The sequence below is a fragment of the Bradyrhizobium sp. NBAIM08 genome (assembly GCF_020193935.1).
Classification (GTDB): domain Bacteria; phylum Pseudomonadota; class Alphaproteobacteria; order Rhizobiales; family Xanthobacteraceae; genus Bradyrhizobium; species Bradyrhizobium yuanmingense.
Map to the genome: position 1 here is coordinate 113793 of NZ_JADYVR010000003.1, position 24915 is coordinate 138707.

General features: G+C 64.7%; 26 protein-coding genes. 14 read left to right on the forward strand and 12 right to left on the reverse strand.

Translation table 11 applies throughout. From position 1 onward, the window contains the following. The 3 genes from I6F37_RS11370 (at nucleotide 1) to I6F37_RS11380 (ending at nucleotide 2394) form a co-directional block, all read left to right on the forward strand. Complete coding sequence (locus I6F37_RS11370) at nucleotides 1-1098, forward strand: calcium:proton antiporter (protein ID WP_035998688.1); 1098 nt, start codon at nucleotides 1-3, stop codon at nucleotides 1096-1098. A gap of 12 nt (nucleotides 1099-1110) precedes the next feature. Further along, the gene (locus I6F37_RS11375; protein WP_035998690.1) at nucleotides 1111-1395 is read left to right on the forward strand and encodes a cupin domain-containing protein; all 285 of its coding nucleotides are present in this window, start codon (nucleotides 1111-1113) and stop codon (nucleotides 1393-1395) included. A 93-nt stretch (nucleotides 1396-1488) separates the two neighbouring features. Beyond that, complete coding sequence (locus I6F37_RS11380) at nucleotides 1489-2394, forward strand: hypothetical protein (protein WP_036021950.1); 906 nt, start codon at nucleotides 1489-1491, stop codon at nucleotides 2392-2394. Nucleotides 2395-2420: 26 nt separating this feature from the next. On the opposite strand, the gene I6F37_RS11385 is transcribed toward I6F37_RS11380, so the two are convergent. Beyond that, complete coding sequence (locus I6F37_RS11385; RefSeq protein ID WP_074447704.1) at nucleotides 2421-3071, reverse strand: tetratricopeptide repeat protein; 651 nt, start codon at nucleotides 3069-3071, stop codon at nucleotides 2421-2423. Nucleotides 3072-3172: 101 nt separating this feature from the next. After that, a complete protein-coding gene (gene rpsU, locus I6F37_RS11390) occupies nucleotides 3173-3469 on the reverse strand; it encodes a 30S ribosomal protein S21 (protein WP_008546194.1) in 297 nt (98 codons plus the stop codon). A 259-nt stretch (nucleotides 3470-3728) separates the two neighbouring features. On the opposite strand from rpsU, the gene aqpZ reads away from it, so the two are divergent. After that, nucleotides 3729-4451 carry an aquaporin Z gene (aqpZ, locus tag I6F37_RS11395; protein WP_035998714.1) on the forward strand — a complete coding sequence of 241 codons (723 nt, stop codon included), beginning with the start codon at nucleotides 3729-3731 and terminating at the stop codon, nucleotides 4449-4451. A 42-nt stretch (nucleotides 4452-4493) separates the two neighbouring features. On the opposite strand, the gene I6F37_RS11400 is transcribed toward aqpZ, so the two are convergent. Together I6F37_RS11400 and purE are read right to left on the reverse strand one after the other, a co-directional pair. Continuing rightward, on the reverse strand, nucleotides 4494-5600 hold the full coding sequence (locus I6F37_RS11400; RefSeq protein ID WP_035998717.1) for a 5-(carboxyamino)imidazole ribonucleotide synthase: 1107 nt from the start codon (nucleotides 5598-5600) through the stop codon (nucleotides 4494-4496). Continuing rightward, on the reverse strand, nucleotides 5597-6085 hold the full coding sequence (gene purE / locus I6F37_RS11405) for a 5-(carboxyamino)imidazole ribonucleotide mutase (RefSeq protein WP_035998720.1): 489 nt from the start codon (nucleotides 6083-6085) through the stop codon (nucleotides 5597-5599). The genes I6F37_RS11400 and purE overlap by 4 nt, the downstream gene beginning before the upstream one ends. Before the next feature lie 142 nt (nucleotides 6086-6227). On the opposite strand from purE, the gene I6F37_RS11410 reads away from it, so the two are divergent. Then, entirely contained in the window at nucleotides 6228-6935 is a 708-nt protein-coding gene (locus I6F37_RS11410; protein ID WP_051056819.1) for a GGDEF domain-containing protein, read from the forward strand. Between the two features lies 1 nt (nucleotide 6936). Here the strand turns inward: I6F37_RS11410 and I6F37_RS11415 are convergent, their stop codons facing one another. The 3 genes from I6F37_RS11415 to I6F37_RS11425 all read right to left on the reverse strand — a co-directional run bounded on the left by I6F37_RS11415 (nucleotide 6937) and on the right by I6F37_RS11425 (nucleotide 7767). Beyond that, the gene (locus tag I6F37_RS11415) at nucleotides 6937-7188 is read right to left on the reverse strand and encodes a hypothetical protein (RefSeq protein ID WP_035998722.1); all 252 of its coding nucleotides are present in this window, start codon (nucleotides 7186-7188) and stop codon (nucleotides 6937-6939) included. A gap of 22 nt (nucleotides 7189-7210) precedes the next feature. After that, nucleotides 7211-7429 (reverse strand): hypothetical protein, encoded by a 219-nt coding sequence (locus I6F37_RS11420; protein WP_035998725.1) that lies wholly within the window; start codon nucleotides 7427-7429, stop codon nucleotides 7211-7213. Nucleotides 7430-7560: 131 nt separating this feature from the next. Continuing rightward, nucleotides 7561-7767: a YdcH family protein gene (locus tag I6F37_RS11425; protein ID WP_008546179.1), complete on the reverse strand. Its 207-nt coding sequence runs from the start codon at nucleotides 7765-7767 to the stop codon at nucleotides 7561-7563. Nucleotides 7768-8097: 330 nt separating this feature from the next. On the opposite strand from I6F37_RS11425, the gene I6F37_RS11430 reads away from it, so the two are divergent. Continuing rightward, nucleotides 8098-8280 carry a YdcH family protein gene (locus I6F37_RS11430; protein ID WP_008546178.1) on the forward strand — a complete coding sequence of 61 codons (183 nt, stop codon included), beginning with the start codon at nucleotides 8098-8100 and terminating at the stop codon, nucleotides 8278-8280. A gap of 146 nt (nucleotides 8281-8426) precedes the next feature. On the opposite strand, the gene I6F37_RS11435 is transcribed toward I6F37_RS11430, so the two are convergent. Next, the gene (locus tag I6F37_RS11435; RefSeq protein WP_035998729.1) at nucleotides 8427-9551 is read right to left on the reverse strand and encodes an NAD(P)/FAD-dependent oxidoreductase; all 1125 of its coding nucleotides are present in this window, start codon (nucleotides 9549-9551) and stop codon (nucleotides 8427-8429) included. A 202-nt stretch (nucleotides 9552-9753) separates the two neighbouring features. Between I6F37_RS11435 and I6F37_RS11440 the strand changes: the two genes are divergently transcribed. The 5 genes from I6F37_RS11440 to I6F37_RS11460 all read left to right on the forward strand — a co-directional run bounded on the left by I6F37_RS11440 (nucleotide 9754) and on the right by I6F37_RS11460 (nucleotide 17117). Then, nucleotides 9754-12438 (forward strand): EAL domain-containing protein, encoded by a 2685-nt coding sequence (locus tag I6F37_RS11440; protein ID WP_225151243.1) that lies wholly within the window; start codon nucleotides 9754-9756, stop codon nucleotides 12436-12438. Between the two features lie 136 nt (nucleotides 12439-12574). Further along, the gene (locus tag I6F37_RS11445) at nucleotides 12575-14047 is read left to right on the forward strand and encodes a glycerol-3-phosphate dehydrogenase (RefSeq protein ID WP_225151245.1); all 1473 of its coding nucleotides are present in this window, start codon (nucleotides 12575-12577) and stop codon (nucleotides 14045-14047) included. Nucleotides 14048-14216: 169 nt separating this feature from the next. Next, nucleotides 14217-15389 carry an ABC transporter ATP-binding protein gene (locus I6F37_RS11450; RefSeq protein ID WP_225151717.1) on the forward strand — a complete coding sequence of 391 codons (1173 nt, stop codon included), beginning with the start codon at nucleotides 14217-14219 and terminating at the stop codon, nucleotides 15387-15389. Next, nucleotides 15386-16300, forward strand: a complete 915-nt coding sequence (locus I6F37_RS11455) for an ABC transporter permease (RefSeq protein ID WP_225151246.1) — start codon at nucleotides 15386-15388, stop codon at nucleotides 16298-16300. The genes I6F37_RS11450 and I6F37_RS11455 overlap by 4 nt, the downstream gene beginning before the upstream one ends. A 4-nt stretch (nucleotides 16301-16304) precedes the next feature. Next, nucleotides 16305-17117 carry an ABC transporter permease gene (locus I6F37_RS11460; protein ID WP_225151248.1) on the forward strand — a complete coding sequence of 271 codons (813 nt, stop codon included), beginning with the start codon at nucleotides 16305-16307 and terminating at the stop codon, nucleotides 17115-17117. 138 nt (nucleotides 17118-17255) lie between these two features. Here the strand turns inward: I6F37_RS11460 and I6F37_RS11465 are convergent, their stop codons facing one another. The 4 genes from I6F37_RS11465 to I6F37_RS11480 all read right to left on the reverse strand — a co-directional run bounded on the left by I6F37_RS11465 (nucleotide 17256) and on the right by I6F37_RS11480 (nucleotide 22533). Further along, nucleotides 17256-18107: a carbohydrate ABC transporter permease gene (locus I6F37_RS11465; protein WP_035998760.1), complete on the reverse strand. Its 852-nt coding sequence runs from the start codon at nucleotides 18105-18107 to the stop codon at nucleotides 17256-17258. Beyond that, the gene (locus I6F37_RS11470; RefSeq protein WP_035998764.1) at nucleotides 18104-18976 is read right to left on the reverse strand and encodes a carbohydrate ABC transporter permease; all 873 of its coding nucleotides are present in this window, start codon (nucleotides 18974-18976) and stop codon (nucleotides 18104-18106) included. Before I6F37_RS11470 ends, I6F37_RS11465 begins: the two co-directional genes overlap by 4 nt. Nucleotides 18977-19075: 99 nt before the next feature. Then, nucleotides 19076-20461 carry an ABC transporter substrate-binding protein gene (locus I6F37_RS11475; protein ID WP_035998767.1) on the reverse strand — a complete coding sequence of 462 codons (1386 nt, stop codon included), beginning with the start codon at nucleotides 20459-20461 and terminating at the stop codon, nucleotides 19076-19078. Nucleotides 20462-20649: 188 nt separating this feature from the next. Continuing rightward, entirely contained in the window at nucleotides 20650-22533 is a 1884-nt protein-coding gene (locus tag I6F37_RS11480) for an AsmA family protein (RefSeq protein ID WP_225126653.1), read from the reverse strand. Between the two features lie 288 nt (nucleotides 22534-22821). Here I6F37_RS11480 and I6F37_RS11485 point away from each other — a divergent pair, with 288 nt between their 5' ends. Genes I6F37_RS11485 through I6F37_RS11495 form a run of 3 tightly spaced genes read left to right on the forward strand, consistent with a single transcriptional unit; the run spans nucleotide 22822 to nucleotide 24855 of the window. Beyond that, on the forward strand, nucleotides 22822-23529 hold the full coding sequence (locus I6F37_RS11485) for a CoA transferase subunit A (protein WP_035998773.1): 708 nt from the start codon (nucleotides 22822-22824) through the stop codon (nucleotides 23527-23529). Nucleotides 23530-23547: 18 nt separating this feature from the next. Next, nucleotides 23548-24198, forward strand: coding sequence for a CoA transferase subunit B (locus I6F37_RS11490; protein WP_035998776.1), 651 nt, complete (start codon nucleotides 23548-23550; stop codon nucleotides 24196-24198). 21 nt (nucleotides 24199-24219) lie between these two features. Beyond that, nucleotides 24220-24855, forward strand: coding sequence for a GNAT family N-acetyltransferase (locus I6F37_RS11495; RefSeq protein ID WP_057028038.1), 636 nt, complete (start codon nucleotides 24220-24222; stop codon nucleotides 24853-24855). Nucleotides 24856-24915 lie beyond the last annotated feature (60 nt).

Consider the following 24915-nt stretch of genomic DNA (forward strand, 5'->3'; position numbering starts at 1 on the left):
ATGAGCGCGCATGATCCGATGCCCCGGTCGGCCTGGGTCTTTCCGGCGCTGGCCCTGCTGTTGTTCGCAGCCGTCAGCGCCACGGATTACGTCTTCACGCTGTCGTTTGGCGGTCTTCTCTTCACCGTCGTCCTTCTGGTCATCCTGTTCGGCACGGTGTTCGCGGCGGTTCATCATGCCGAGGTGATCGCGGAGCGGGTCGGCGAACCCTACGGCACGCTGGTGCTGACGCTCTCGGTGACCATCATCGAGGTCGCGCTGATCACCACGATCATGCTGGGCGACAAGCCTGCCCCGGCACTGGCGCGCGACACCGTGTTCGCCGTGGTCATGATCGTCTGCAACGGCCTCGTCGGGCTCTGCATCTTCATCGGCGGCCTGCGCTATCGCGAGCAGGGTTTTCAGCTCTCCGGCGCCAACGTCTATCTCAGCGTCCTGTTCGCGCTCGCGACCATCACGCTGATCCTGCCGAACTACACCACCACCACGCCGGGGCCTGTCTATTCGGCGGTCCAGCTCGGCTTCGTCGACGTGGTCACGCTGGCGCTCTATGCGGTGTTTCTCTACACCCAGACGGTCCTGCACAAGGATTACTTCGTCCACGAGCGGGCGTACGCCGGCAGCGGCGAGGTGCATCTGTCGGGCAGGATGCTGGTGCTCAGCGTCGTGCTGCTGCTGATCGCGCTGCTGGCGGTCGTGCTGCTCTCCAAGAAATTCTCGCTGGTGGTCGACGCCGTCGCGGCCAAGATTGGCGCGCCGCCGGCCTTTGCCGGGCTTCTGGTCGCGCTTCTGATCCTGATGCCGGAAGGCGTCGCGGCCGTCTCGGCGGCCCGCCAGAACGACCTCCAGAAGAGCATCAACCTCGCTCTGGGATCGTCGCTGGCGACCATCGGCCTGACCATTCCTGCCGTCGGCGTCGCCACTTACGCGCTCGACAAGGAGCTCGAGCTCGGCCTCGGCGCCCAGGGCAGCGTGCTCCTGCTGCTGACCTTCTTCCTGAGCATGCTGACCTTCGGCACGGGCAGGACCAATGTCCTGTTCGGCCTGGTGCATATGGTGGTATTTGCCGTCTACGTGTTCATGGTTTTCGTACCCTAGAAGGAGCTCCCGGTGCTTGCCGCCCAGTCCGAGGTTCAGGTCGACAACGAAGAGGTCCGGGTGACGGAATGGCGGCTTGCCCCCGGCAGCGCCACCGGCCATCACACCCATGGCATGGACTATGTGATCGTTCCGCTCGCCGCCGGCGAGATGACCATCGTCGCGCCCAATGGCGAAAGGTCCAAGGCGCAGCTTGCCGCCGGGAAATCCTATTTCCGCAAGGCCGGCGTCCAGCATGACGTACTTAACGAAACCTCAACTGAGATCGTGTTCCTTGAAATTGAGCTGAAGCGCTAGGGTCGCGCCACCGTTTGCCATCGATCCGTCGCAGTTGATCCCTCACAATGCCCTAAAGTTCCCGCATCAGGTCGCGCGGGGAGTGTGGTCGGAATGCTGAAATACCTCGCAAAAATTTCGATGGATATTTTCCCCTCGGTGCTCGCGACGATCATCGGGGCCTACATCGTCAATCATTACATCAACGCCAAGCCGGCCGCCGACACCCCAGCCGCCGTGACCGCGCCTGCCCAGACCGGCAGCGACGGCAAACCCACCGATACCGCCAACCTTCCCGCCTCCGGCGTCAAGGCCAAGGGCATCCCCGAGAAGAGCGTGACGGACAAGGCGGCGGTCGAGAAGCCGGTCGATCATCCGCCGGCCGCCGAGACCAAGGCCGCAGACGTGGCTCCCGCTGACACCGGTCCGCGCGGACGTCCCTCTGCCCGCGACAAGGCCGCGGCGAAATCCGCACCGGCGGCTTCTGCTCCCGTGGTTGAGGCCAATTCGGCCCCGACGGCGGCTTCCGCGGCTCCCGACGCCAACGATCTGGCGCGTGCTGCGATCGAGCGCCTGCGCAAGTCGCCCGAGGGCAAGGCTGCCGAGGCCAGGTCGTCGGAAACCAAGCCTGCCGAGGCTCGCGCGTCGGAGACCAAGCCGGCTGAGCCTGCGGTGCGGGACGCCGCCCGCACGCCGGAGGCTCCGCGTGTCGTGAATGTGGAGCCGTCTCCAGTCCGTCCGCTGCCGCCGCCGATCAATGTCTCGACGCCCTCACCCGAGGCCTATGGCAATGGGGGCTCCAATCCGCCCTACACGGCCTCGATCGGCAACGATGATCCGAATCGGGTGACGCCGCCGGCCGACATTCCCGTGCCGGTCATCGCACCGCCGCTCGACCTGCGTGCCGATGCGGGCGCCGCCCTGCCGCGGCCGAAGAAGACCAATGTCGCCGACGAGATGCTGTCGGGCATGAAGTCGATGTTCAACGCCGTTCTGCCCAAGAGCGCCACGCCCGACTAGAACTCCGCTCAGCCTCCGCCAAACCGTCAGCCGCCGACGCGGGCGAGACCGCTGCGAGCGGGTTCGTCGCGTGGACGAAGCGCAACCGCCTTGGTGTAGGACGCCGCCGCCTTGGCTTTGTCGCCCAAGCGCTCATAGACCTGACCGCGCGCGGTCCAGACCTGGGCATTGTTCGGATCGGCCTCGGAGGCTTCGTCGAGATCGGCTGCGGCCTCCTTGACCTTGCCGAGCGCGAGATAGCTGTTGGCGCGGCCCAGCAGCGGCTCGGCCTTTTGCGGGTTGAGTCCGCTGGCGGCGCTGAAATCGGCGATCGCGAAGTCGTGCTGGTTGTTGCCCTGGTAGATCAGGGCGCGGCCATAGAGCGCCTGCGCATTGTAGGGATCGAGGCCGATCGCGCGATTGAACTCGTCGAGCGCTGCCGCGGCCTCGCCTGACTTCGCCAGAGATTGAGCCTTCGCGGTATGGGCCTGGGCTTCGGTGACGTTGCCGGCGCTCACCGCGCTCTCGGCCGGCGCGGCGGCCTTGGGGGCCTCCTGCGGCTTGTCCTTCTCCGGCATCAGTGATCCCAGATCGAACGAGCAGCCGCCCAGCACGATCCCCGTCAGGGCCGCCGCGAGCGGCGGCTGCCAGATCCGGCGCCGTCGCGGAAGGCCGCGCTGGGAGAAAGGGGAGGCCATCTACGGTTGGCTCGCGCTAGAGCTTGATCCGACAAGTCCTCAAAACAATAACGCGGGCCCGGGGCCCGCGTCATCGAAAACTAGAGTCTTGCTGAATCGGCTCAGCGCGGTCCGCGCGGACCTGCGCCGGGGCCGCCACGACCGCCGCGATCACCGCCCGGGCCGGCGCCGAACACCGGCTTCGGCTTCATCGGCAGCAGGCCTTCGCGCTGCAGCTTCTTGCGGGCCAGCTTGCGCGCGCGGCGCACGGCTTCGGCCTTTTCGCGGGCCTTCTTCTCGGAGGGCTTCTCGTAATGACCGCGGAGCTTCATCTCGCGGAAAATTCCCTCGCGCTGCATCTTCTTCTTCAGCGCCTTGAGGGCTTGATCAACATTGTTATCGCGAACGAGAACCTGCACGCGGCATCCTCTTCAGGTGGATCGGATTTGAATTCTGGTAAGTCAAAGGGGATGGCGAAACGCGCAAGCCCTTAACCTTGAGCGCGCGGATGTATCAGACAAAACCGCAGATGTCCACCGGCCAAGCGGATTTTCGGGCCAAGTTCGGCCATTAAATGCGGCGAAAATACCTCCATGCGGCCCCGATTTGGGCGATTTGGCGCCGAGGACGGGGCCGCACCGGAGCTTTGTTCCGGAATCTTTGCAATGAGGGACTACAATGGACATCAAAAAATATGCTGCCGAAGCCATCGGCACCTTCTGGCTGACATTCGCGGGCTGCGGAAGCGCGGTGATCGCCGCCGGCTTCCCGCAGGTCGGGATCGGGCTGGTCGGCGTGTCCCTGGCTTTCGGATTGAGCGTCGTCACCATGGCCTACGCGATCGGCCACATCTCCGGGTGCCATCTGAATCCGGCCGTCACGGTCGGTCTCGCCGCCGGCGGCCGCTTTCCGGCCGGCCAGATCCTGCCTTATGTGATCGCCCAGGTGGCGGGCGCGATTGTCGCCGCATCGCTGCTCTATGTCATTGCGAGTGGGGCGCCCGGCTTCGACGTCAGCAAGGGCTTCGCCTCCAACGGCTATGGCGCGCATTCGCCCGGTCAGTACAGCATGATGGCCGGCTTCCTCACCGAGGTGGTGATGACCATGATGTTCCTGTTCATCATCATGGGGGCGACCCATGGGCGCGCGCCGGCGGGTTTCGCTCCGCTGGCGATCGGGCTCGCGCTGGTGATGATCCACCTCGTCAGCATTCCCGTCACCAACACCTCGGTGAACCCGGCGCGCAGCACCGGCCCGGCGTTGTTCGTCGGCGGCTGGGCGCTGTCGCAGCTGTGGCTGTTCTGGGTCGCGCCGCTGATCGGCGGCGCGCTCGGCGGGGTGATCTATCGCTGGCTCAGCGAGGAGCCCAGCGGCGTCGTTGCGGGCGTGAAGACGGCGTAGTCACAATCGCCCGGCGGGATTGCAGCTCTTGCTGCGATCCCGTCACTTGTCGCGGGGCGGCCTGACTTCCGTCACGTGGCCCATCTTGCGGCCGGGGCGCGGCGCACCCTTGCCGTAGATGTGCACGGTCGCGCCCGGCACGCTCATCCACTTTTCGTAATCGTTGATCTCGTCGCCGATCAGGTTGGTCATGGTGACGACGTCGCCGTGGCGCACCGGCTTGCCGAGCGGCCAGCCGGCGATGGCGCGGATGTGTTGCTCGAACTGCGAGACGGAGGCGCCGTCGAGCGTCCAGTGCCCGGAATTGTGCACGCGCGGCGCGATCTCGTTGACCAGCACCTTCGGTCCGGTGCCGCCTGCCAGCACGAACATTTCGACCGCGAGCACGCCGACATAGTCGAGCGCGCTTGCGATTTTGCTCGCGATGCTGCGCGCCTCCTCGGCGAGCGCGTCAGGAATCGGCGCGGGCGCACGCGATATCTTCAGGATGTGGTCGCGGTGCTCGTTCTCGGTGACGTCGAAGCACTCGACCTCGCCCGTGGCCGCGCGCGCGGCGATCACGGAGATCTCGCGCTCGTAGGGCACGAAGGCCTCCAGGATCGCCGATTTGGTGGCGAGGCTGGTCCACACCTTCGCGATGTCGTCGCCCTCGCGGATGATGGCCTGGCCCTTGCCGTCATAGCCGAAGCGGCGGGTTTTCAGCACCGCTGGAAGGCCGATCCTGGCGATCGCCTCGCGCAGCGAGGAGACGGAGGTGACGTCGGCGTAGGCGGCAGTGCCGATCCCGAGCTTCGTCACGAAATCCTTCTCGGCGAGCCGGTCTTGGGTCGTCTCGAGGATCTTGCGGTTGGGCAGCACCGGGCGGCGCGCGTCCAATACCAGCGCGGCTGCCGCCGGCACGTTCTCGAATTCGTAGGTGATGACGTCGACATCATGCGCGAACAATTCGAGCGCCTCGACGTCGGCATATTCGGCGCAGGTCGCGTTCAGCACGACGTCGAAGGCCGGCGAATCCGGATCGGGCGAGAACACCTGGCAGCGCAGGCCGAGTCGCGCCGCGGCCATGGCCAGCATCCGGCCCAATTGTCCGCCGCCGAGGATTCCGATGGTGTCACCGGGCTTCAGCTTCACGTGCCTGGTGTCCGTCACGCCTTGTCCTCCGGCCGCTCGGCGACCGCCTCGGTCTGGGCCTTGCGCCAGGCGGCGAGGCGATCCGACAGGGCCGGGTCGGACAATGCCAGCACGGCCGCTGCCAGCAGCGCGGCATTGATCGCGCCGGCCTTGCCGATGGCGAGGGTGCCGACCGGAATGCCCGCGGGCATCTGGACGATCGAATAGAGCGAATCGACGCCCTTGAGCGTCTTGGATTCGACGGGAACGCCGAAGACGGGAAGTTCCGTCAGCGCCGCCGCCATGCCGGGCAGATGGGCCGCGCCACCGGCGCCGGCGATGATAATCTTGTAACCTGCGGCCTTGGCACCCTTGGCGAATGCGAACAGCCGGTCGGGCGTGCGGTGGGCCGAGACGATGCGGCTGTCGGCAGCAATGCCGAGCGCGTCAAGCGTGTCGGCGGCGTGCCGCATCGTGTCCCAGTCCGACTGGCTTCCCATGATGATGGCGATCGGCGCGGTCATGACGTCAATTGTGCCCAGAAAAACAGAGAGATAGGCCAGATTAATGATTCCGGCCGGCGGCTCGCAAGGCGGTGGCAAGGAGAAGGGAATCCACTATCCTGTCTTGGTGAATCCCCGCAAGCCTTCATTGAGCAGGATGCCCATGAAGAAACCGAAAAGGGCGAGCCCTGTGAAGGCCAGAAAGGGCCGGAACATCAGCGCCGCCCGCTCCAAAGCCGTTTCGAGCCGCGCGGCCAAACCGGCCTTGCGCAGAGCGCCGGCTGCTGATGACGGCAAGGCGATCATCCGCGGCCTCAGGAGCAAGCTCAAGGCGGCCCTGCTGCGGATCTCGGAGCTCGAGGCGGCCGCCGATACCGATTTCCTGCTCGGGATTCCCAACCGGCGCGGTTTCGAGCGCGAGCTTGCGCGCGCCATCGCCTATATGAAGCGCTACCGCGCCAGCGGGGCGCTGATCGTGCTCGACGTCGATCGGCTGAAGCCGATCAACGATTCCTTCGGTCATGCCGCCGGCGATGAGGTGCTCAAGGCGATCGTCGCCACGCTGACGCGACAGGTCCGCGCCTCCGACGTGGTCGGCCGGCTCGGGGGCGACGAGTTCGCGCTGCTGCTCTGGAATCTCAGCGAGACCGATGCGAAGGTCAAGGCTGCGGCCTTGGAGCAGGCGATCGACGAATTGTCATTCGTTTTTCGCGGCCAGCACGTGACCGCGGGCGCCTCGGCCGGCGTCGCGCTGCTCGGTCCGCAATCCGGTGCAGGCCGCGCCCTGGAGGAGGCGGATGCCGCCATGTATGTGCGCAAGGCGAGCCGCCGGCACGAGCCGCGGATCAGGCTGGTCGGCGGCGAGCGCTAGTCTAGAGGGTGGCAAGATCTTCCGGCACGGTGCCGAACTTGCGCAGCAGCGTCGCGTCGCCGAATTCGCCGGTCATGGGATCGCCGCTGCGGCTGAACGCGATCGCGCCGATATGGCCGGCGCCGCGCGCCAGCATCTCTGCGCGTCGCAGCGCCGCCGTCGAGGACTGACACTCCTCTGCAGCGCCTGCGACGGGTGATCCGTCGTCATCGATCAAGAAGGGCATTGCAACGTAATAGGTCACATCCGACATGGCGTTGCTCCAAGGTTGAAGATTATGCGGCGCTGCTCTTGCTCCGCATCTTGCTGCGCGAGATCTCCGGAATGCAGCCGGCTGAAATCGCCGCCTGCAATTCCTCCAGCTCGGCTTCCAGATATTCGTTGGCCATGATCAGCGCCTTGATGGTGCTGCGCAGATTGCCGTCGCACATCGCGATCGCCTGATCGCAGGCCTGTTCGTAATGGCTGTTGTCGAAAAGGGCGGTTGCCGACATCTGCGTTGTCCTCGTGTGTTGTCCTTGAGCGTTCTCTGAGGTGTTGGGGCGCCCGCGAATGTTCCTATTTTGTTCTTATTGAGTCAAGCGGATTCGGAAGCGGCGGGGCGCCGCGCAAGACCGGCTCACGGTCAGGCGATGATGTCGGGGGTGATCTGGTCTTCGATGAATGCGATGCGGTCGCGCAACAACAGCTTGCGCTTCTTCAGGCGCTGTAACCGCAACAGGTCGGGGGCGGGCGATTGATGCAATGCATCGATCGCCGCATCGAGATCTCGGTGTTCCTGCTGCAACCGGGTGAGCTCGGCTTCGAGCTCACGCTCATCTTCATTGGTCATGTCTGCGGTGGCCGAAAACCGATAGGCGTGAGATCCGGGCTGTGGATGCCCTGTGGAAATTATCGTCCTTGCGCCGCGTGATCGCAAGCGATCTGCGATCCCTCGTCCCCGATCTCCAGCAACATATTTCTGCAGGGAGCTGCGGCGGTGCGTCGGCGTATTGATATCATGGATTTTTCCGGCGTGGTTCCCTTAGTCACGCTTCGTTACATATGAACTTTCAAAAATGACGCTGCAACGACGGATACCCATCGACAGGACGAATCGGTGATGTAGACTTGGTTGTCCGGATCGAATCCTAAAGGTTCAACCCTACCGAGGAGGTTTCGAATGACAATTCAGGCACATCTCGTTGAATTGGAACGGAAGCACAAACTTCTCGAAAACGAATTGCACGAAGCTCTCGTGCACCTTTCAACAGACGACCTGCAAATTGTTGAGTTGAAGCGCCGGAAGTTGATGGTCAAGGACCAGATCGAGCGTCTGAAGCAATCTGGCGACACGCTCCACTAGTAACCCCCGTGACAGTGTAGAGTTGATCACGTCCTTCACGCAGGGATGAGAGCATCCGTGCTCATCCCTGCTGCAAGGTGTGTACCGTGCAACACGGTTGTGCGGCGCTCACTCTTGCTTGGACCCGTGGCTCTCGACGCGCACACTTATCCGCTTCTCGAAACACTGTCGATATCTGCGAGCTCGGCGACGTGATCGGCGATCGCGAGCGAGGACGTCAGTCCCGGCGATTCGATGCCGAAGAGATTGATCAGGCCTGCAACGCCGTGATCGCGCGGGCCCTGCATCAAGAAATCCTGCGTGGCCACGGCCGGCGGCACGATCTTCGGGCGGATGCCCGAATAGCTCGGCATCAGCGCGCCGTCAGGCAGCGTCGGCCAGTATTTGCGGATCGCGGGATAGAAGCGCTCGGCGCGTGACGGATCGACCTCGTAGTCGATCGTCTCGATCCATTCGACGTCAGGCCCGAAGCGCGCCTGTCCTGCCATGTCCAGCGTCAAGTGCACCCCGAGGCCGCCGGGCTCGGGCACCGGATAGATCAGACGCGAGAACGGCGCCTTGGCGTTGCAGCTGAAGTAGTTTCCCTTGGCGAGATAGGCCGGCGGAATCCGGTCCAGCGGCATGCCGTCGATGTTGCGCGCCACATGCGTTGCCGACAGCCCCGCGGCGTTGACGAGGAGGTTGCATTGCAGCGTCATCGGTGCCTCGCCGCCGGCATCGATCTCGATGAGGCCGGCCGCCGCCTTGGCACGGATCAGCGGGGTGTGAAACGCGAAAGCTGCGCCGGCGTCCTCGGCTTCGCCGCGCAGCGAGAGCATGTAGGAATGGCTGTCGATGATGCCCGTCGACGGTGACAGCAGCGCGGCGTCGCAGGCGAGCGCCGGCTCCAGCGCGCGTGCGGCCTCGCCCGAGAGCAGCTGCATGTCGAGCACGCCGTTGGCCTCGGCATGCGCCTTGATCGATTGCAGCTTCTCGGTCTCCTTCGGGCTGGTCGCGACGATCAGCTTGCCGCAATTTTTGTGCGGGATGCCGCGCTCGGCGCAGTAGCGGTACAGCGCGTGCTTGCCTGCCACGCACATGCGCGCCATCCAGCTCCCGGCCCGGTAGTAGATGCCGGCATGGATCACCTCGCTGTTGCGCGAGGAGGTGACGGTGCCGATCGCCTCGGCTTCCTCGAGCACGATCACCTCGCGCCCGGCCTGGGCGAGCTTCCGGGCCACCGCGAGCCCGACCACGCCGGCTCCGATGACGACGCAATCGACCCTATCCATGGTTGTGCAGGATACCAGTTGGAAGCACCGGTGGCGCATGGTCCGGATGCGGCGGCGCAGGCGGGGCTTCCGTTAAGAAGTCGTTTATCATGTCAGGGCAATTGCCGCATTTTATGTCACATTATTCTGTTGTGCCCACAGGCGTTTACCCGATCCAAACCCGCGAGGCCAGACAATCCGACGTTGAAATCGCGGGTGGCTGATGGCTGAGAAGAACTGGCACGTGGGCAGCACGCTTTCGATTGCTGTGCACGCCCTCCTATGCCTGGCCGTTACGGGCGCGCCTGCGCGCGCCTTTGCGGCATCGGACAGCCTTGCCGTTCCGGGCGATCTCACCAGGCTTGATCCCGGCGTGATCTGGGAAGCCCTCATCGCGGGCATCGTGGTCTGCTCGTTCCTCGCCGCGATCGGGCTGTGGATCCATTCCTCGCTGCGCCGGTCCAGCCGTTTGCAGCTGCGTCGCAACGCCTTCATCTCCTCCGCCATGAACAACCTCAACCAGGGCGTGGTGATGACGGATGCGCAGCGCCGCGTCATCTTCTGCAATGACCGCTATCTAGAGATCTATGGCCTGACGCGATCCGACCTCCGGCCCAACATGACCGGTTGCGACATCCTGAGGCTGCGCCGCGAGCGCGGAGTGCTCGGCGTCACCGATGACGAATTTTACCGGAAGGCATCGAGCGCCAATGGCCTGACCACGGAACTGCCGGACGGACGGGCTATCCTGGTGAAGTATTTCGTGTTGCCGAACGGCGGCTCGGTGGCGACCCATCTCGACGTCACCGAGCAGCGCAACCTGTCGCGGCAGCTCGCCTCCACCAAGCAGTTCCTGGAATCGGTGCTCGATCATGTGCCGGCCTGCGTGGCGGCCAAGAACATCGAGGACGGCTGCTACATCTTCGCCAACAGCGCCTATGAGAAGTTCTGGGGATTGTCGCGGGACTTCGCCGTCGGCAGGAATGCACGGGAGCTGTTTGCGTCGGCCTCGGCGGCCAGCATCGAGGCCGCTGACCAGGCCGCGCTCAATTCGCCGGATGGCCAGCACCGCAATGAGTTCGAGGTGGATCGTGCCGGCGCGCGGCGCATGGTCGCCTCGATCCGGATCGTGGTCCGCAACGAGAGCAACAAGCCCGAATTTCTGCTCATCCTGTTCGAGGACATCACCGACCGCCGCTCGCTGTCGCAGGAGCTGGAGAGCACCAAGAAGTTCCTCGAGCTCGTGGTCGACAACATCCCGGTTGCGCTGATCGTGGAGCAGGTCAAGGACGGCCGCTATCTGCTCGCCAACCGCAGCGCGGAGACGATCCTCAACCGCAGGCGCGAGGAAGCCACCGGACTGACCGCGTCCGACATCTTCAACGCCAAGGAAGCCAAGCTGATCGTCGCGCGCGACGAGGCCGCGATCAAGAAGCGCGGGATGATCACCGAGGAGCATCCGATCTCCACCAAGGGCGGCCTGCGGCTGTTCCTGACCCGCCGCGCCACTGTGGTCAACGATGCCGGCGAGCCGCAATATCTGATCAAGACCCACGAGGACGTCACCGACCGCCGGCAGACCGAGTCGCGCATGGCGCACATGGCCTATCACGACGGCCTCACCGATCTGCCGAATCGCGCCGCCTTCCTGCAGGCTCTGACCCAGATGATCGAGGCTTGCGAGGGCACCGGCGAGGAGTTCGCCGTTCTCTGCGTCGACCTCGACGGCCTCAAGGAGGTCAACGACGTCTTCGGCCATGCGCTCGGCGACAAGCTCCTGATCGAGGTCGCCCATCGGCTCCAGGATTCCGCACGCGGCGGCGTGGTGGCGCGCCTGTCCGGGGACGAGTTCGGCCTGATCATCGACGGCAAGCAGCCCGAGGCCGGCCTCGCGCTGGCGCAGCAGATCGGCGAAGCCGTCGCGAAGGATTTTCAGATCGACGGCCGGCCGGTCCGCGCCGGCATCACCACGGGCATGTCGGTCTTTCCCCACAATGGCACCGATGGCGCCTCGCTGCTCGCCAATGCCGGCGCGGCGCTGTTCCGCGCCAAGCAGAAGTCGCGCGGCACGATCAGCCTCTACCAGCCCGAGATGGACCAGCAGATCCGCGACCGCCGCGTGCTGCACCAGGACCTCTCCATGGCGGTCAAGAACGGCGAGCTCTCGCTCGCCTTCCAGCCGCAGGGGGCCGCGGGCCACAGCGTCGCCGAGAGCGAGATCATCGGCTTCGAGGCGCTGGCGCGCTGGCAGCATCCGGTGCGCGGCCAGGTTTCGCCGGCCGAATTCATTCCCATCGCCGAGGAGAGCGGCCTCATCGTCGAGATGGGCGAGTGGATCCTGCGCGAGGCCTGCCGCGAGGCGGCGTCCTGGCCGAAGCCGCTGCAGGTCGCGGTCAATCTGTCGCCGGCGCAGTTCATGCACGGCGACGTGGTCGGCCTCGTCCATTCGATCCTGATCGAGACGGGCCTCGCACCCGGCCGGCTCGAGCTCGAGATCACCGAAGGTGTTCTGATCGAGGATTTCGATCGCGGCCTTGCGCTGCTGCGCCGCCTGAAGGCGCTCGGCGTGCGCATCTCCATGGACGATTTCGGCAGCGGCTATTCTTCGCTGAGCTATCTCCAGGCGTTCCCGTTCGACAAGATCAAGATCGACCGCGCCTTCATCATCAATCTCGGCCGCAACCCGCAATCGGCGGCGATCGTGCGCGCCGTCATCGACCTCGGCCACGGCCTCGAAATGTCGATCATCGCCGAGGGCGTCGAGACGCTCGACCAGCTCGCCTTCCTCGCCAAGGAAGGCTGTGACGGGGTGCAGGGCTATCTGCTCGGCAAGCCCTTGCCGATCGGCAAATATGCCGGGCTGGTCGGCCGCGCCGAAGCCATGGAGCTTGCGCTGAAGACCGGTTAGAGCGTCTTCGAGCGAAGTGGACACCGGCTCGCGTCAAGAAAATGCGTCAGAATACGAATCTAGAGCAACCGTTCCGATTTCATCGGAACGGAAATGGCTCTAGTGATGGGAGCGCTCGCTCCCATTCGACGGCTTCATGGCGGACTACGACCTCGCGATCATCGGCGGCGGCCTGAACGGCGTCAGCATCGCCCGCGATGCGGCGGGGCGCGGCCTGCGCGTGATCCTGTTCGAGCAGGGCGATCTCGCCGGCGCAGCGTCGTCGGCAACACCGCGGCTGATCCACGGCGATCTCTCGGTGCTGGAGCGCCGCGGCTTTTGGCGGGTGCGCCGGGCACTGGCCGAGCGCCGGACCTGGCTCGCCATCGCGCCGCATCTGGTGCGGCCGATGCGTTTCGTGATTCCTGCACATGTGGACGAGCGTCCGCCGTGGCTGCTGCGGGCCGGCCTGTTTCTTTATGACGTCCTCGCCGGCCGGAGCGGCCTGCCCGGATCGACGACCCTCGACATCACCCATCACCCGGTCGGCAACGCGCTGAAGCGCCCGTTCGGCACGGCGTTCGAATATTCGGACTGTATCGTCGACGATTCCCGCCTTGTCGTGCTCACGGCGCTGGACGCCGCCGAGCGTGGTGCGACGATCCGGACCGGGGCGCGCTGCGTGCGTGCCGACCGAACCGACATCTGGCGGCTCGCCGTGGTCGATCGCGGCCACCGCCGCTCCGTTACAGCAAGGGCGCTGGCCAATACCAGTGGCGGCTGGACCTCGATCGTCGCGGAGACCGTCCTGCGCCAGCCGCAGCCCGCCGCCACGGCCATGCAGATGAGCCAGATCATCGTGCCCAGGCTGTTCGATTCAGACAATGTCTACGTGTTCCAGAACAGCGACGGCCGACTGATCTTCGCAAGCCCGTTTGAGCGCGCGTTCACGCTGATCGGCACAGTCACGCACGATTTCACCGGCGACCCCGCCATCGTGGCGGTGCGAGGGGCCGATGTCGGTTATCTCTGCGAAGCGGCGAGCCGCTACTTCCGCGAGCGCGTCGCCCCGACCGACGTGGTCCGGGCGGTCTGCGGCGTCAATCTGAGGCCGGCGTCCGCGCGGCAACGCGAGGGCACAACCCTGTTCCACGCGCGCCGGCGCAAGGCACCGCTGATCACGATGTTCGGCGACGACCTCACCACCGCGCGCCGGCGCGCCGAGCGGGCGGTGACAAGGCTGACGCCGTTCTATCCGATGTCGCCGCCCTGGACCGCCGGCGCAGCGCTGCCAGGTGGAGATTTCGCCTGGGATCGTTTCGACACCGAGGTCGACCTCGCACGCGAGCGCTGGCGATTTCTGTCCGAGCCGGAAGCCCAGCGCCTGGTCGGGGCCTACGGCTCGCGATTGGCGGCCGTGCTCGGTGAAGCAAGCACGCGCAAAGAGCTTGGCCCAGCCTTCGGTCCCGAACTGACCGGCGCGGAGGTGCGATATCTCATGACCTGCGAGTGGGCGCGTTTTCCGGATGACGTTCTGTGGCGCCGTTCCAAGCTGGGCCTGACAATGCCTGCGGCGGACCACGACGCGCTGGCGGCGTTCATGGCGGATCTGAGCCGGTCACTGGTGTAGCCCGGATGGAGCGAAGCGAAATCCGGGAGAGTCTCTGCGCCGGCGAACAGCCCCGGATTCCGCTTCGCTCCATCCGGGCTACGGCGGCGCGATGTAAGTTTTCCCCGAACCGGTTGAGCAAAAGCCAATCGGCCGCTAGCGTGCGGCGGAATCGGGGTTGTCAGGGACCATGGCGGAAGAATTGCCCGGGATGAACGTTGCGGCTGAAGCGGCTGGCGGGGACGCATGTCCGGCGGCCGGCCAGCCGCTGCTGCGCATCGAGGGCGTCGCCAAGACCTTTGACACGTTCCGCGCCGTCGACGGCGTGTCGCTCGATATCAAGGCCGGCGAGTTCTTCGCGCTGCTCGGCCCGAGCGGCTGCGGCAAGACCACGCTCTTGCGCATGCTCGCGGGCCTCGAGGCGCCGGACGAGGGGCGTATCCTGCTGGGCGGCAAGGATATCGCGCAGGCGCTGCCGCATGAGCGCCCGATCAACATGATGTTCCAGAACTATGCACTGTTCCCGCATCTGTCGGTACGCGACAACATTGCCTTCGGCCTGAAGCGCGCCGGCATGCCGCGTGCCGACATCGCCACGCGCGTGGCGGAGATGGTGGCGCTGGTCAAGCTCGAGGGATTGGAGAAGCGCAAGCCGGACCAGCTGTCCGGCGGTCAGCGCCAGCGCGTGGCGCTCGCCCGCGCATTGGCGCGCCGCCCGCAGCTCCTGCTGCTCGACGAGCCGCTCGCAGCTCTCGACAAGAAGCTTCGCGAAAACACGCAAGCCGAGCTGATGGAGCTGCAGCGGCGGCTCGGCATGACCTTCATCATCGTCACCCACGACCAGGAGGAGGCGATGACGATGGCGAGCCGGATCGGCGTGATGAAATCAGGCAAGCTCGCCCAGGTCGCGAGCCCCCGCGAGCTCTACGAGGCGCCGCGCTCGCGCTGGATCGCCGACTTCGTCGGCGACATCAACCTGTTCGACGGCGAGTCAAAATTGCGCGACGGTCATCGTCTGGTCATCGGCACGCCTGATGCGGGGGCGCTGGTGGTGGCCGAGCCGCGCGAGGCCGTCGGCACTGGAAAACTGGCGGTCGCGATCCGCCCCGAGAAGGTCAAGCTGTCGCGGCGCGGCCCGGTCAGCGAGGCCGGTCGTGAGACCGCGATCAACGCCCTCGACGGCGTGATCGCGGACATCTGCTATCTCGGCGGCACCACCACCTACAAGGTGAAGCTCGACACCGGCGGGATGCTGCAGGCGTCGGTCGCTAACAGCGCGCGGCTGGACGTCGACGCCTACAGCCTGAACCAGCATGTCGTTGCCTGGTTCACGCCCGACGATTGCGTGGTGCTGCAATCATGAGCTCGCGCCGCATCTTCGCAAAGCCGGCGCGCTTCGCGGCCATCGCGCCCTATGTCTGGATGGTGCTGTTCTTCCTGGTGCCGTTCGGCTTCGTGCTCAAGATTAGCCTGTCGCAGACCGCGATCGCGCAGCCGCCTTACGAGCCGGTGTTCGACCTGACGGCGGGATGGGACGCGCTGAAGGCGGCGTTCGCTGCGCTCTCGGTCGACAATTTCAAGCTGCTCGCCTCCGACGACATCTACGTCTTCGCCTATGTCCGCAGTCTCACCGTCGCCCTCACGGCCACCGCGCTACTGCTCCTGATCGGCTATCCCATCGCCTACGGGATGGCGCGGCTGCCGCAGCGCTGGCAGGCGGTGGCGATGGTGCTGGTGATCGTGCCGTTCTGGACCTCGTTCCTGATCCGCATCTACGCCTGGATCAACATCCTCCAGCACGACGGCCTGCTGAACCAGGTCCTGCTGGCGCTGCATCTGGTCAGCCAGCCCGTAGTGTGGCTCTCCACCGACACCGCGATGTATATCGGCATCGTCTATTCCTATCTGCCGTTCATGATCCTGCCGCTCTACGCGACGCTCGCCAAGATGGAGCCGGTGCTGGAGGAAGCGGCTGCCGATCTCGGCGCGCCGCCCTGGCAGGTGTTCTGGCTCGTCACCTTCCCGCTGTCGCTGCCCGGCGTCGGCGCCGGCGTGATCTTGTGCTTCATCCCGATCGTCGGCGAGTTCGTCATTCCCGACCTTCTGGCCGGCTCCAACGCGCTGATGATCGGCCAGACCCTGTGGCTCGAATTCTTCACCAACAAGGACTGGCCGGTTGCCTCGGCTGCCGCGATCGTGCTGCTGGTCGTGCTGCTGGTGCCGCTCTTGCTGTACGAGCGGCTGCAGAAGCGGCAGCTGGAACAGGGAAGCTAGCGCGATGCGCAAGGTCTCCCGCCTGTCCCGCTTCAACATCGCCTCGCTCGCGCTGGGGCTGGCGTTCCTCTATTTGCCGATCCTGATCCTCGTTCTCTATTCCTTCAACGCTTCGCGCCTGGTGACGGTGTGGGGCGGCTGGTCGCTGCGCTGGTATCATGAGTTGTTCAACGATCGCGCCCTGATCGAGGCGGCCTGGATGAGCCTGCGGGTCGCGGTCGCCTCCGCGACGATCGCGACGCTGCTCGGCACGCTCGCAGCGGTGGCGCTGTCGCGCGGTGAACGCTTTCGTGGTCGCACCCTGTTCTCAGGCATGCTCTACGCACCGCTGGTGATGCCGGAGGTGATCACCGGGTTGTCGCTGCTCTTGCTGTTCGTTGCGCTGAACGCCGAGCGCGGTTTCTGGACGGTGACGATCGCCCACACCACGCTCACCATGTGCTTCGTCACGGTGGTCGTGCAGTCGCGCCTCGGCTCGCTCGATCGCTCGCTGGAGGAGGCGGCGATGGATCTCGGCTGCAATCCCGTCGGTGCGTTCGTTGCCGTAACACTGCCGCTGATCGCCCCTGCAATCGTCGCCGGCTGGATGCTGGCGTTCACGCTGTCGCTCGACGACCTCGTGATCGCGAGCTTCACCACCGGCCCAGGCTCGGCGACGCTGCCGATCCGTATCTATTCGGAGGTGCGGCTCGGCGTGAAGCCCGAGATCAACGCGATCTGCACGCTTGTGATCGCCCTGATCGCGGTCGTCATTGTCATCGCCTCGCTCGCCTCCAAGCTGTCGAGCTCGCAGGGCGAGAGCGCGGCGCCGCTGTGAGGCTCTGCTGTCATTGCGTGGAATTCTTGCGACGAAGCAATCCAGTCTGTCTCTGCAGTAGTCTGGATTGCTTCGCGGAGCTTGTGATCGGGCCGCGCTCCGCGCGGACCCGGTGGCTCGCAATGACGAAAGAAGAGCTTACGACTTCACCGCACCCGCCGTGAGCCCGCCCACCATGTAGCGGCGGAAGGCATAGTAGACTGCGGCCGGCGGCAGCGCGTAGATGAAGCCCGTCGTCATCAGCAGCTCCCACGGCGAGTCGTCGGCGGCGAGGAAGTTGCCGAGCGCGACGGGGAGGGTGATGTCGCGGTCGTTCGACAGCAGCAGGAACGCGTAGAGATACTCGTTCCAGGCCAGCAGCACCGCATAGGTGCCGATCGCGACCAGCGAGGGCATCATCAGCGGCAAATAGACCAGGCGGAAGATCTGCAGCGTGGTGGCGCCGTCCATCACCGCGGCTTCGTCCAGCTCCACCGGCAGCTTGTCCGAGGCCTGCTTCAGCACCCAGATCGCGTAGGGGCTCGCGATCGTCACCATGGCCAGGATCAGCGACCAGTGATTGTTGAGCAGGCCGTAATTGCCCATCGTGCGATACATCGGGACCGCGAGGAACGCCGCCGGAATGAAATAGGTGAAGAGCGCGAGGTTCAGCACGGCGCGGCCGCCCGGCACCTTCAATCGCGAAATCGCGAACGCCGCGGCGGTCGCGATGAACAGCGTGAGCACGCCCACGGAGACTGCGATCAGCGTCGAATTCCAGAACTGGGCGTAGAAGTCGCGCAGGAAGTAGTGCTGCTGCTTGAACACGATTTCGAAGTTGTGCAGCGTCGGATGGTCCGGCCACAGCTTGCCCGAGAACGCGTCCTCCTTCGGGGAGATCGCGAACAGGAACATGTGGTAGATCGGGATCATCGTCCACAGGAAGACGGGAATGCCGATCAGCAGCAGCCGCGCTTCCGTCGCGACGTCACGGAGGGAGGGAAGCTTCATCGCGACAACCGTTTCATCATGAAGTAAACCAGTGGCAGGACGAACGGCATCGCGCAGACGATGGATGCCATCGCGAGCGAGAGCTGGTCGAGCCGAAGATAGCGGATGCCGAGCGTCGCCAGCACGTGCGTGAGGTCGGCAGGTCCGCCGCCGGTGAGCAGGTAGACGCTGTTGAAATCGCCCAGCGTCCAAATCATCGAGAGCAGCGTGCAGGTGACGTAGAGCGTCTGCATCGACGGCCAGGTGATGTAGCGGAATTTCTGCCACCAGCTGGCACCGTCGACCTCGGCGGCCTCGAACAGATCGTGCGAGATCGCAAGGCGCCCGGTGATCAGGATCAGCGTCCAGAACGGCAGCGACTTCCAGATGTGCACGGCGATCGCCATGCAGAGCGCGACGGTCGGGTCGTTCAGCCAGTTCGGACCGTCATCGCCGGTCAGGGAGAAGATGAAGTGGTTGACCATGCCCCATTCGGGATTGAGCATGAAGCGCACCGACAGGATGGTCGGGATCGACGGCACCGCCCAGGGCAGGATGAAGATCACCGACAGCCATCTGATCCAGGTGCGCTGCTGCGCGAAGAAGCCGGACAGGAACAGCGCAATCATCATCTTGATGTTGATGCCGACGACCAGGAAGATCAGCGTGTTGATTGCAGCGCGCGCGAAGATCGGGTCGTGATACAGCGCCACATAGTTCGCCGGATCGCGTGCCAGCCAGAGCCCGTAGCAGACGGGATAGACGACAAAGGCAAGGAAGACGAGCAGATAAGGTGTTAGCAGGAGGATGCCCCAGACCTGCGCCGGGGTCAGCCGCGACGACAGGGGCGGGCCGGGTATTGCCTGATCGCCAGAGAGCGTGATCGCCATTCTTTCGGACTCTTCAAAGAGAAGCCGGCCGCGAGACGCGGCCGGTGTTGTTGTTGTTGTTGCACTCTCCCCCGCAACGCGGAGAGATGGGCGGACGACTCAGCCCGCGACCTGCTTGATGCGGGCGATGAGTTCGTCGACGGCCTTGTCAACCGGAACCTTCTCACTGACGACGCGGTTCATCGCCTTCGCCCACACGTTCTCATTGTTCAAGATCGTGAACTTCCAGTTCCTGGTAAAGTCGAACTGAGAGGTGCCGCCCTTGAACTGGGTGTAGACGGCCTTGCGGTGCTTGTCGGCCTGCCAGAACGGGCTTTCCTGGCTTTCTTTCGTCACCGGGAACCAGCGGCCGAGCGCGCCCTCGATGTAGGGACGGATGTTCTCTTCCTGCAGCAGGAAGTTGAGGAACTGCTTGCCCTCGGCCTTGTTCTTGGCCGCGGTGAAGATCAGACCCGTCTTGACGTCGGAGCGATACTTGATGGTCGAGCCATCGGGAGCCTTGGGGAAGGACGCCGTGACGATGTCCTGCTCATAAGCCTTTTTGCCGGCCTCGCGCTGTTCCGGCGTGAGGTTCTGGTTCTGCGATTCCTCGTACCATTTCGCTGCGATCGAGATCGTGAAGTTGTGGGTCATCACGATCGTCTTGTTGTGGAAGGCGACATTGTTGTCCGGGTCCTTCCAGGTGGTCGCGGAGGGCGGGGCGCAGCCTTTGCTGTAGGTGTCGGTGTAGTCCTTCAGCGCCTTGATCAGGCCGTCGCGGACCTTGGGGTCGTCGACCAGCAGCTTGCCGTCGTCGTCGACCAGCTTGACGTGGTAGGCGTCCATGAAGGTGTAGAACGATTGGAACGAGTCGGTAGATTCCACGCCCATCGGCTGGCCGACGGCATAGATGCGCTGGCCTGTGGCCTTACGGATCGCCGGCTGCACCTTGTCGCACCAGAAGCTCCAGTAGCCGGTCCAGTCGTTCGGGATGTCACTCTGCTTGAAGCCGGCTTTCTCCAGCATGTCGTTCCAGATCTGGACGTGCATGCTCTGCTGCTTCAGCGGGAAGCCGTAATAGGCCTTCTTCTTGGCGACGTCGTTGTAGAGGATCGAGGCGTCCAGCGTGTTCTGCACGAACCGGCCCTTGATCGGCTCCATGACGTCGGTGAGGTCCTCGAGCTTGCCCTCATAGGCCCACTTGCCCTGTACCTGCACGTCGTAGCTGTCGGAATAGGCGACGTCGGGCACGGTGCCCGCATCGAGCGCTGCGACGGTCTTCGGAATCATGTCCTGGATCGCGTATTGCGACAATTCGACCTTGATGCCGGTCTTGGCTTCAAACTTCTTGATCGTCTCGGCGAGCGCTTCGTCCTCGGACTTGTAAAAGCCTTTGACCCACCAGACCGTGATCGTCTTCTGTTGTGCAAATGCGGGCGCAGTGGCGGCAAACAGCCCAACCGCAGCGACCGCCAATGAAACTGCGCCAATAACCTTGGATTTCACGTTTTTCTCCCTCAAACGGCCGGTGTTTTAACCGGTCGTATAAAACACTAGCGCATGGTGGTAGCGCAATCAACGCATCTTGTCGGACCAAGGTCGTAGCGCGTCGGAGATGCATCATGCGCGCATCGATCCAATCGCCGCATCAATTCACCGGGATCAATTCGCGCGCGCTCCACGGCGCACAATCGTCAGTTCGACTTCGCGCCCTCTTTCGCATTTTCGGCGGTCGGCGATCCCTCCGGGCGCTTTCCCCCCGTGATGCGCTGCTTGAGGAGATCGAGGAAGGGAGACGCCGCCGGCGACTGCCGGATCAGGCTTTCGGGATCGGGGAAGATCAGGGGATCGTCCCAGGGGCCCTGCACCATGAAGGGCAATTGAAAGCCGGACGCCGTGTTGAGGCTCGCCACGCCCTTCATGTCGTATTCGCGGGTCGGCACCGAGGCGGTGCCGGTCAGCGTGATCTTGGCCGCCGGGCCCTCGATGCGGATGTCTTCGGCGGTTGCGATGCCGTCGGAGAATTTCACGGCGATCGTGAGCTTGTCGTATGGCGTCGAGCCGCTGCGGAAATTGCCGCCGCCCGACAGCGGCCGCCGCTCCAGCCGCTTCAGCAGCTGCTCGGCATTGAAGCCCGCGATCGCGCCGTTATGCCCGGTCACGGTGGCGCTGCCGTCGAGCGACTGCACGAGGCCGAACGGGCTCGAGCCCGAGGCGAACAGCGAGACGTTGATGTTGCCGCGGCCGGATAGCTTGTTGAGGCCGAACAGCTCGGTGGCGCAGGCCTGCAGATCCACGTCGGTGAACTGGAATTGCGCCTTGATGTCGGCGACCGTATCGGACCGCGCGATGCCGAACGAGCCTTTCGCGATACCGCCATAGACCTGCGCCTCGCCGACCGAGAGGGCCAGCGTGCCATTCCGCAAATTGGCGCCGATCGCGGTGCGGCCGAGCCGCGTGGGCCCGACCGTCAGCTTGGCCGCCGACAGGCGCATGTCGAGATCGGTGGTCGACAATCCCTGGAGGTCGAACAGCTGCCTGTTCCAGTCGCGCGCGCCGCTCGCGAGCAGGCGGAACGTCGAGATATAAGGTGTGAAGTCGAGCGCGTCGGCGGCGAGCGTGGCCTGCAGCGTCTGCCGGCCGTTATTGGCGTAGGTCATGACGCCTTCGGCGGCATTGCCGTCGAGCTCGACGTTGACATTGGTGAGCGCGATCGAGGCGCCGACGACGTTGGCGCGCGCCTTCAGCACGAAGCGGCCGAAGCCGCCGCTGCCGGGCTGCGGCTGTCCGGTCCAGCGCAGCGCGTTGCGCAAGGACGGGCTGTCCACTGTGAGCGTGCCCTCCATCATCGCGCTGGTGCGATTGGCGACGCTGCCGTCGAAGGCGAGCTTGAGCGGCGCGCTGGCGATGCGCGCCTTCAGGCCGGAGCGGTCGCCGGAGAGGGCGGCGACGAAATCGGAAAAGCTGATCGAGCCGTCGACGCGCTCGCCGCGCCAGTCGAACTGCCCGGTCGCGGCAAAAGAGCGCGAGATCGAAGGCCAGGCCAGCGACAGGTCGATGTCCTCGAGCTTCTCGGTGGCACGCGTGGCAACGTCCTCGTAATCGAGCACGCCGTCCTGGATGCGGATTTCGGAGAACGAGACCTGGTTCTCGGCCCCGGGCTTCATGGTGCGTGCGATGGTCTGGATGAAGGGCGTCCAGTTGCTCTCGCCGTCCGGCTTCAGGCTGACGTGGATGCGCGGCCGCAGCAGCGTCAGGTCGGCGATCTCGAAACGCTGCAGCAGGAGCGGCAGCAGCCGCAAATTCGCGGTAAGCACGTCGACCTGGAGCGCGGGAGCGCTGGTGCCGCCGCCCTTGAGGCCGACGTCGCGGAAGGAGATGTAGCTCGCCGGAAGCACCGAGATCTCGATGCTGCCTGCGACATTGAGCTCGAGCCCGGTGACGTCGCGGATCTGCGCTTCGACCGCCTTGCGCAGCGCGTCGCGGTTGATGAGCCAGGAGGTCGCGATCAGGGCGATCAGCGCGACGCCAAGCAGCGCCGCGATCGGCGTCCCGAGGCGCTTCATTCCTTGGGCCATGGTCAATGGCATGTCCTGATCGGGTTGGTCGTTGGAGCCAGAAGGGCGGGCCGCGAAACGTGTGTGCCGAACGCCCAGATCCTATGGTGTTAAGTACCGCAACTTGATGGGTTTTCTTGACGCTTTCAAGGCCGCTGCGCGGTTATGCCCACGGCATGGGCAGCTTCTATCACCCGGGGGCGGAGCGGAGAACCCCGTATCATTGACGGCTTCGGACGATTTCGCCTAATAATCGCCGCCAATGAGGCGCGACGCCCGCCAGCCCAAGGTTCAGTCGAGGTTTTTTGCATGAACAAGGTCTATCCCGACGCCAAGTCGGCGCTGTCAGGCATTCTAAAAGACAACATGATGATCATGTCGGGCGGCTTCGGCCTCTGCGGCATTGCCGAGGAGCTGTCGGACGCGATCCGGGATTCCGGCGTCAAGGGCCTGACCGTGGTCTCCAACAATGCCGGCGTCGACGGCATCGGCCTCAGCCGCCTGCTCGAAACCCGCCAGATCAAGAAGATGATCTCGTCCTATGTCGGCGAGAACAAGCTGTTCGCCCAGCAATACCTCGCCGGCGAGCTGGAACTCGAGTTCAATCCGCAGGGCACGTTGGCCGAGCGCATCCGCGCCGGCGGCGCCGGCATCCCGGCCTTCTACACCAAGACCGGCGTCGGCACGCTGATCGCCGAAGGCAAGGAAGTGAAGGAATTCGACGGCGAGAAGTACCTGATGGAGCGCGGCCTGTTCGCCGACCTCGCCATCGTGCACGCCTGGAAGGGCGACACCGCCGGAAACCTGATCTACCGCAAGACCGCGCGCAACTTTAACCCGATGATGGCGACCGCCGCGAAGATCACGGTGGCCGAGGTCGAGCATCTGGTTCCCGCCGGTGAACTCAATCCCGACCACATCCACACGCCCGGCATCTTCGTGAAGCGCATCGTCGAGGTCGGCACGGCCAAGAAGCGCATCGAATTCCGCAACACCCGCCCGCGTACCGCCGCTTAAGCGCAACAGGAGACTCACATGGCCTGGACCCGTGAACAGATGGCCGCGCGCGCCGCGAAGGAATTGCGCGACGGCTATTACGTCAATCTCGGCATCGGCATCCCGACGCTGGTCTCGAACTACATCCCCGATGGCATGGACGTCTCCTTGCAGAGCGAGAACGGCATGCTCGGCATGGGGCCGTTCCCCTATGAGGGCGAGGAAGACGCCGATCTCATCAACGCCGGCAAGCAGACCGTGAGCGAGCTGCCGTCGACCTCGTATTTCTCGAGCGCGGATTCCTTCGGCATGATCCGCGGCGGCCACATGGATCTCTCGATCCTCGGCGCCATGCAGGTGGCCCAGAACGGCGATCTCGCCAACTGGATGATCCCCGGCAAGATGGTCAAGGGCATGGGCGGCGCGATGGATCTCGTCGCCGGCGTCAAGCGCGTCGTGGTGGTGATGGAGCATTCGGCCAAGGACGGCCCGAAGCTCCTGAAGAGGTGCAATCTGCCGCTGACCGGTGAGCGCGTCGTCGACATGGTCGTCACTGATCTTGCCGTCTTCACCATCGACAAGCACGGCGATGGCGGCATGGCGCTGATCGAGCTCGCCGACGGCGTCACGCTCGACGAGATCAAGTCCAAGACCGAAGCCGAATTCCGCGTCGCGCTGAAGAACACGTAGGGTCGTCGTAAAGGGGCGCGCATGACGATACGGTCCGCGCGTCCCGAAGATGCCGAATTCATCGCACAAACCATCCTGAATTCGATGCGCGGCCACCGGCCGCGCGGCTGGTTCGACGTGGCGCTCGGCTGGCCGGAAGCGGAGTGCCTCGCTTTCGTCGCGCGCGTCGCCGTCGCACGGGCGGTGTCGATGTGGCATTTTTCGCAGTTCCTGGTCGCCGAGATTGATGGCAAGCCCGCTGCTGCACTTTGCGCCGTGCCGGCAGCCGGCACCGGACCGGCGGCATGGCGCGCGGTCGAAGAGGTCGGTCTGTCGATTGGGCTGACGGCGTCAGAGCTCGACGCCATCCGCCAGCGCGGTGCCTATTCGCGAGCTTGCTGGGTCCAGGGCGGCGAGGGCGACTGGATGATCGAGCATGTCGCGACCGACCCTGCCTATCGTGGTCGTGGCTTGATGCAGGCGTTGATCGCGCATGCGCTGGACAAAGGGCGGGCAGCTGGATTTGCCCGGGCGACGATATCGTTCCTGATCGGCAACGAGCCGGCCGAGCGCGCCTACGCGAAGGCGGGTTTTGTCTTCGCGGAAGAGAAGCGCGACCCGAATTTCGAGGCAATCATCGGCGCGCCCGGTTTTCGCATGTTCGCGCGAAAGATTTGAGCAGGTTGCAGGCGCCGGCGACAACCAAGCGTTTGCTATCAATTGGTCGAAGCGCCATGA

Excerpts from the sequence above, each read along its gene's own strand:
- I6F37_RS11370 (WP_035998688.1), top strand. The coding sequence starts at position 1 with ATGAGCGCGCATGATCCGATGCCCCGGTCGGCCTGGGTCTTTCCGGCG.
- I6F37_RS11380 (WP_036021950.1), top strand. The coding sequence starts at position 1,489 with ATGCTGAAATACCTCGCAAAAATTTCGATGGATATTTTCCCCTCGGTG.
- I6F37_RS11385 (WP_074447704.1), bottom strand. The coding sequence starts at position 3,071 with ATGGCCTCCCCTTTCTCCCAGCGCGGCCTTCCGCGACGGCGCCGGATC.
- aqpZ (WP_035998714.1), top strand. The coding sequence starts at position 3,729 with ATGGACATCAAAAAATATGCTGCCGAAGCCATCGGCACCTTCTGGCTG.
- purE (WP_035998720.1), bottom strand. The coding sequence starts at position 6,085 with ATGACCGCGCCGATCGCCATCATCATGGGAAGCCAGTCGGACTGGGAC.
- I6F37_RS11410 (WP_051056819.1), top strand. The coding sequence starts at position 6,228 with ATGAAGAAACCGAAAAGGGCGAGCCCTGTGAAGGCCAGAAAGGGCCGG.
- I6F37_RS11415 (WP_035998722.1), bottom strand. The coding sequence starts at position 7,188 with ATGTCGGATGTGACCTATTACGTTGCAATGCCCTTCTTGATCGATGAC.
- I6F37_RS11420 (WP_035998725.1), bottom strand. The coding sequence starts at position 7,429 with ATGTCGGCAACCGCCCTTTTCGACAACAGCCATTACGAACAGGCCTGC.
- I6F37_RS11425 (WP_008546179.1), bottom strand. The coding sequence starts at position 7,767 with ATGACCAATGAAGATGAGCGTGAGCTCGAAGCCGAGCTCACCCGGTTG.
- I6F37_RS11430 (WP_008546178.1), top strand. The coding sequence starts at position 8,098 with ATGACAATTCAGGCACATCTCGTTGAATTGGAACGGAAGCACAAACTT.
- I6F37_RS11435 (WP_035998729.1), bottom strand. The coding sequence starts at position 9,551 with ATGGATAGGGTCGATTGCGTCGTCATCGGAGCCGGCGTGGTCGGGCTC.
- I6F37_RS11440 (WP_225151243.1), top strand. The coding sequence starts at position 9,754 with ATGGCTGAGAAGAACTGGCACGTGGGCAGCACGCTTTCGATTGCTGTG.
- I6F37_RS11445 (WP_225151245.1), top strand. The coding sequence starts at position 12,575 with ATGGCGGACTACGACCTCGCGATCATCGGCGGCGGCCTGAACGGCGTC.
- I6F37_RS11450 (WP_225151717.1), top strand. The coding sequence starts at position 14,217 with ATGGCGGAAGAATTGCCCGGGATGAACGTTGCGGCTGAAGCGGCTGGC.
- I6F37_RS11455 (WP_225151246.1), top strand. The coding sequence starts at position 15,386 with ATGAGCTCGCGCCGCATCTTCGCAAAGCCGGCGCGCTTCGCGGCCATC.
- I6F37_RS11460 (WP_225151248.1), top strand. The coding sequence starts at position 16,305 with ATGCGCAAGGTCTCCCGCCTGTCCCGCTTCAACATCGCCTCGCTCGCG.
- I6F37_RS11465 (WP_035998760.1), bottom strand. The coding sequence starts at position 18,107 with ATGAAGCTTCCCTCCCTCCGTGACGTCGCGACGGAAGCGCGGCTGCTG.
- I6F37_RS11470 (WP_035998764.1), bottom strand. The coding sequence starts at position 18,976 with ATGGCGATCACGCTCTCTGGCGATCAGGCAATACCCGGCCCGCCCCTG.
- I6F37_RS11480 (WP_225126653.1), bottom strand. The coding sequence starts at position 22,533 with ATGGCCCAAGGAATGAAGCGCCTCGGGACGCCGATCGCGGCGCTGCTT.
- I6F37_RS11485 (WP_035998773.1), top strand. The coding sequence starts at position 22,822 with ATGAACAAGGTCTATCCCGACGCCAAGTCGGCGCTGTCAGGCATTCTA.
- I6F37_RS11490 (WP_035998776.1), top strand. The coding sequence starts at position 23,548 with ATGGCCTGGACCCGTGAACAGATGGCCGCGCGCGCCGCGAAGGAATTG.
- I6F37_RS11495 (WP_057028038.1), top strand. The coding sequence starts at position 24,220 with ATGACGATACGGTCCGCGCGTCCCGAAGATGCCGAATTCATCGCACAA.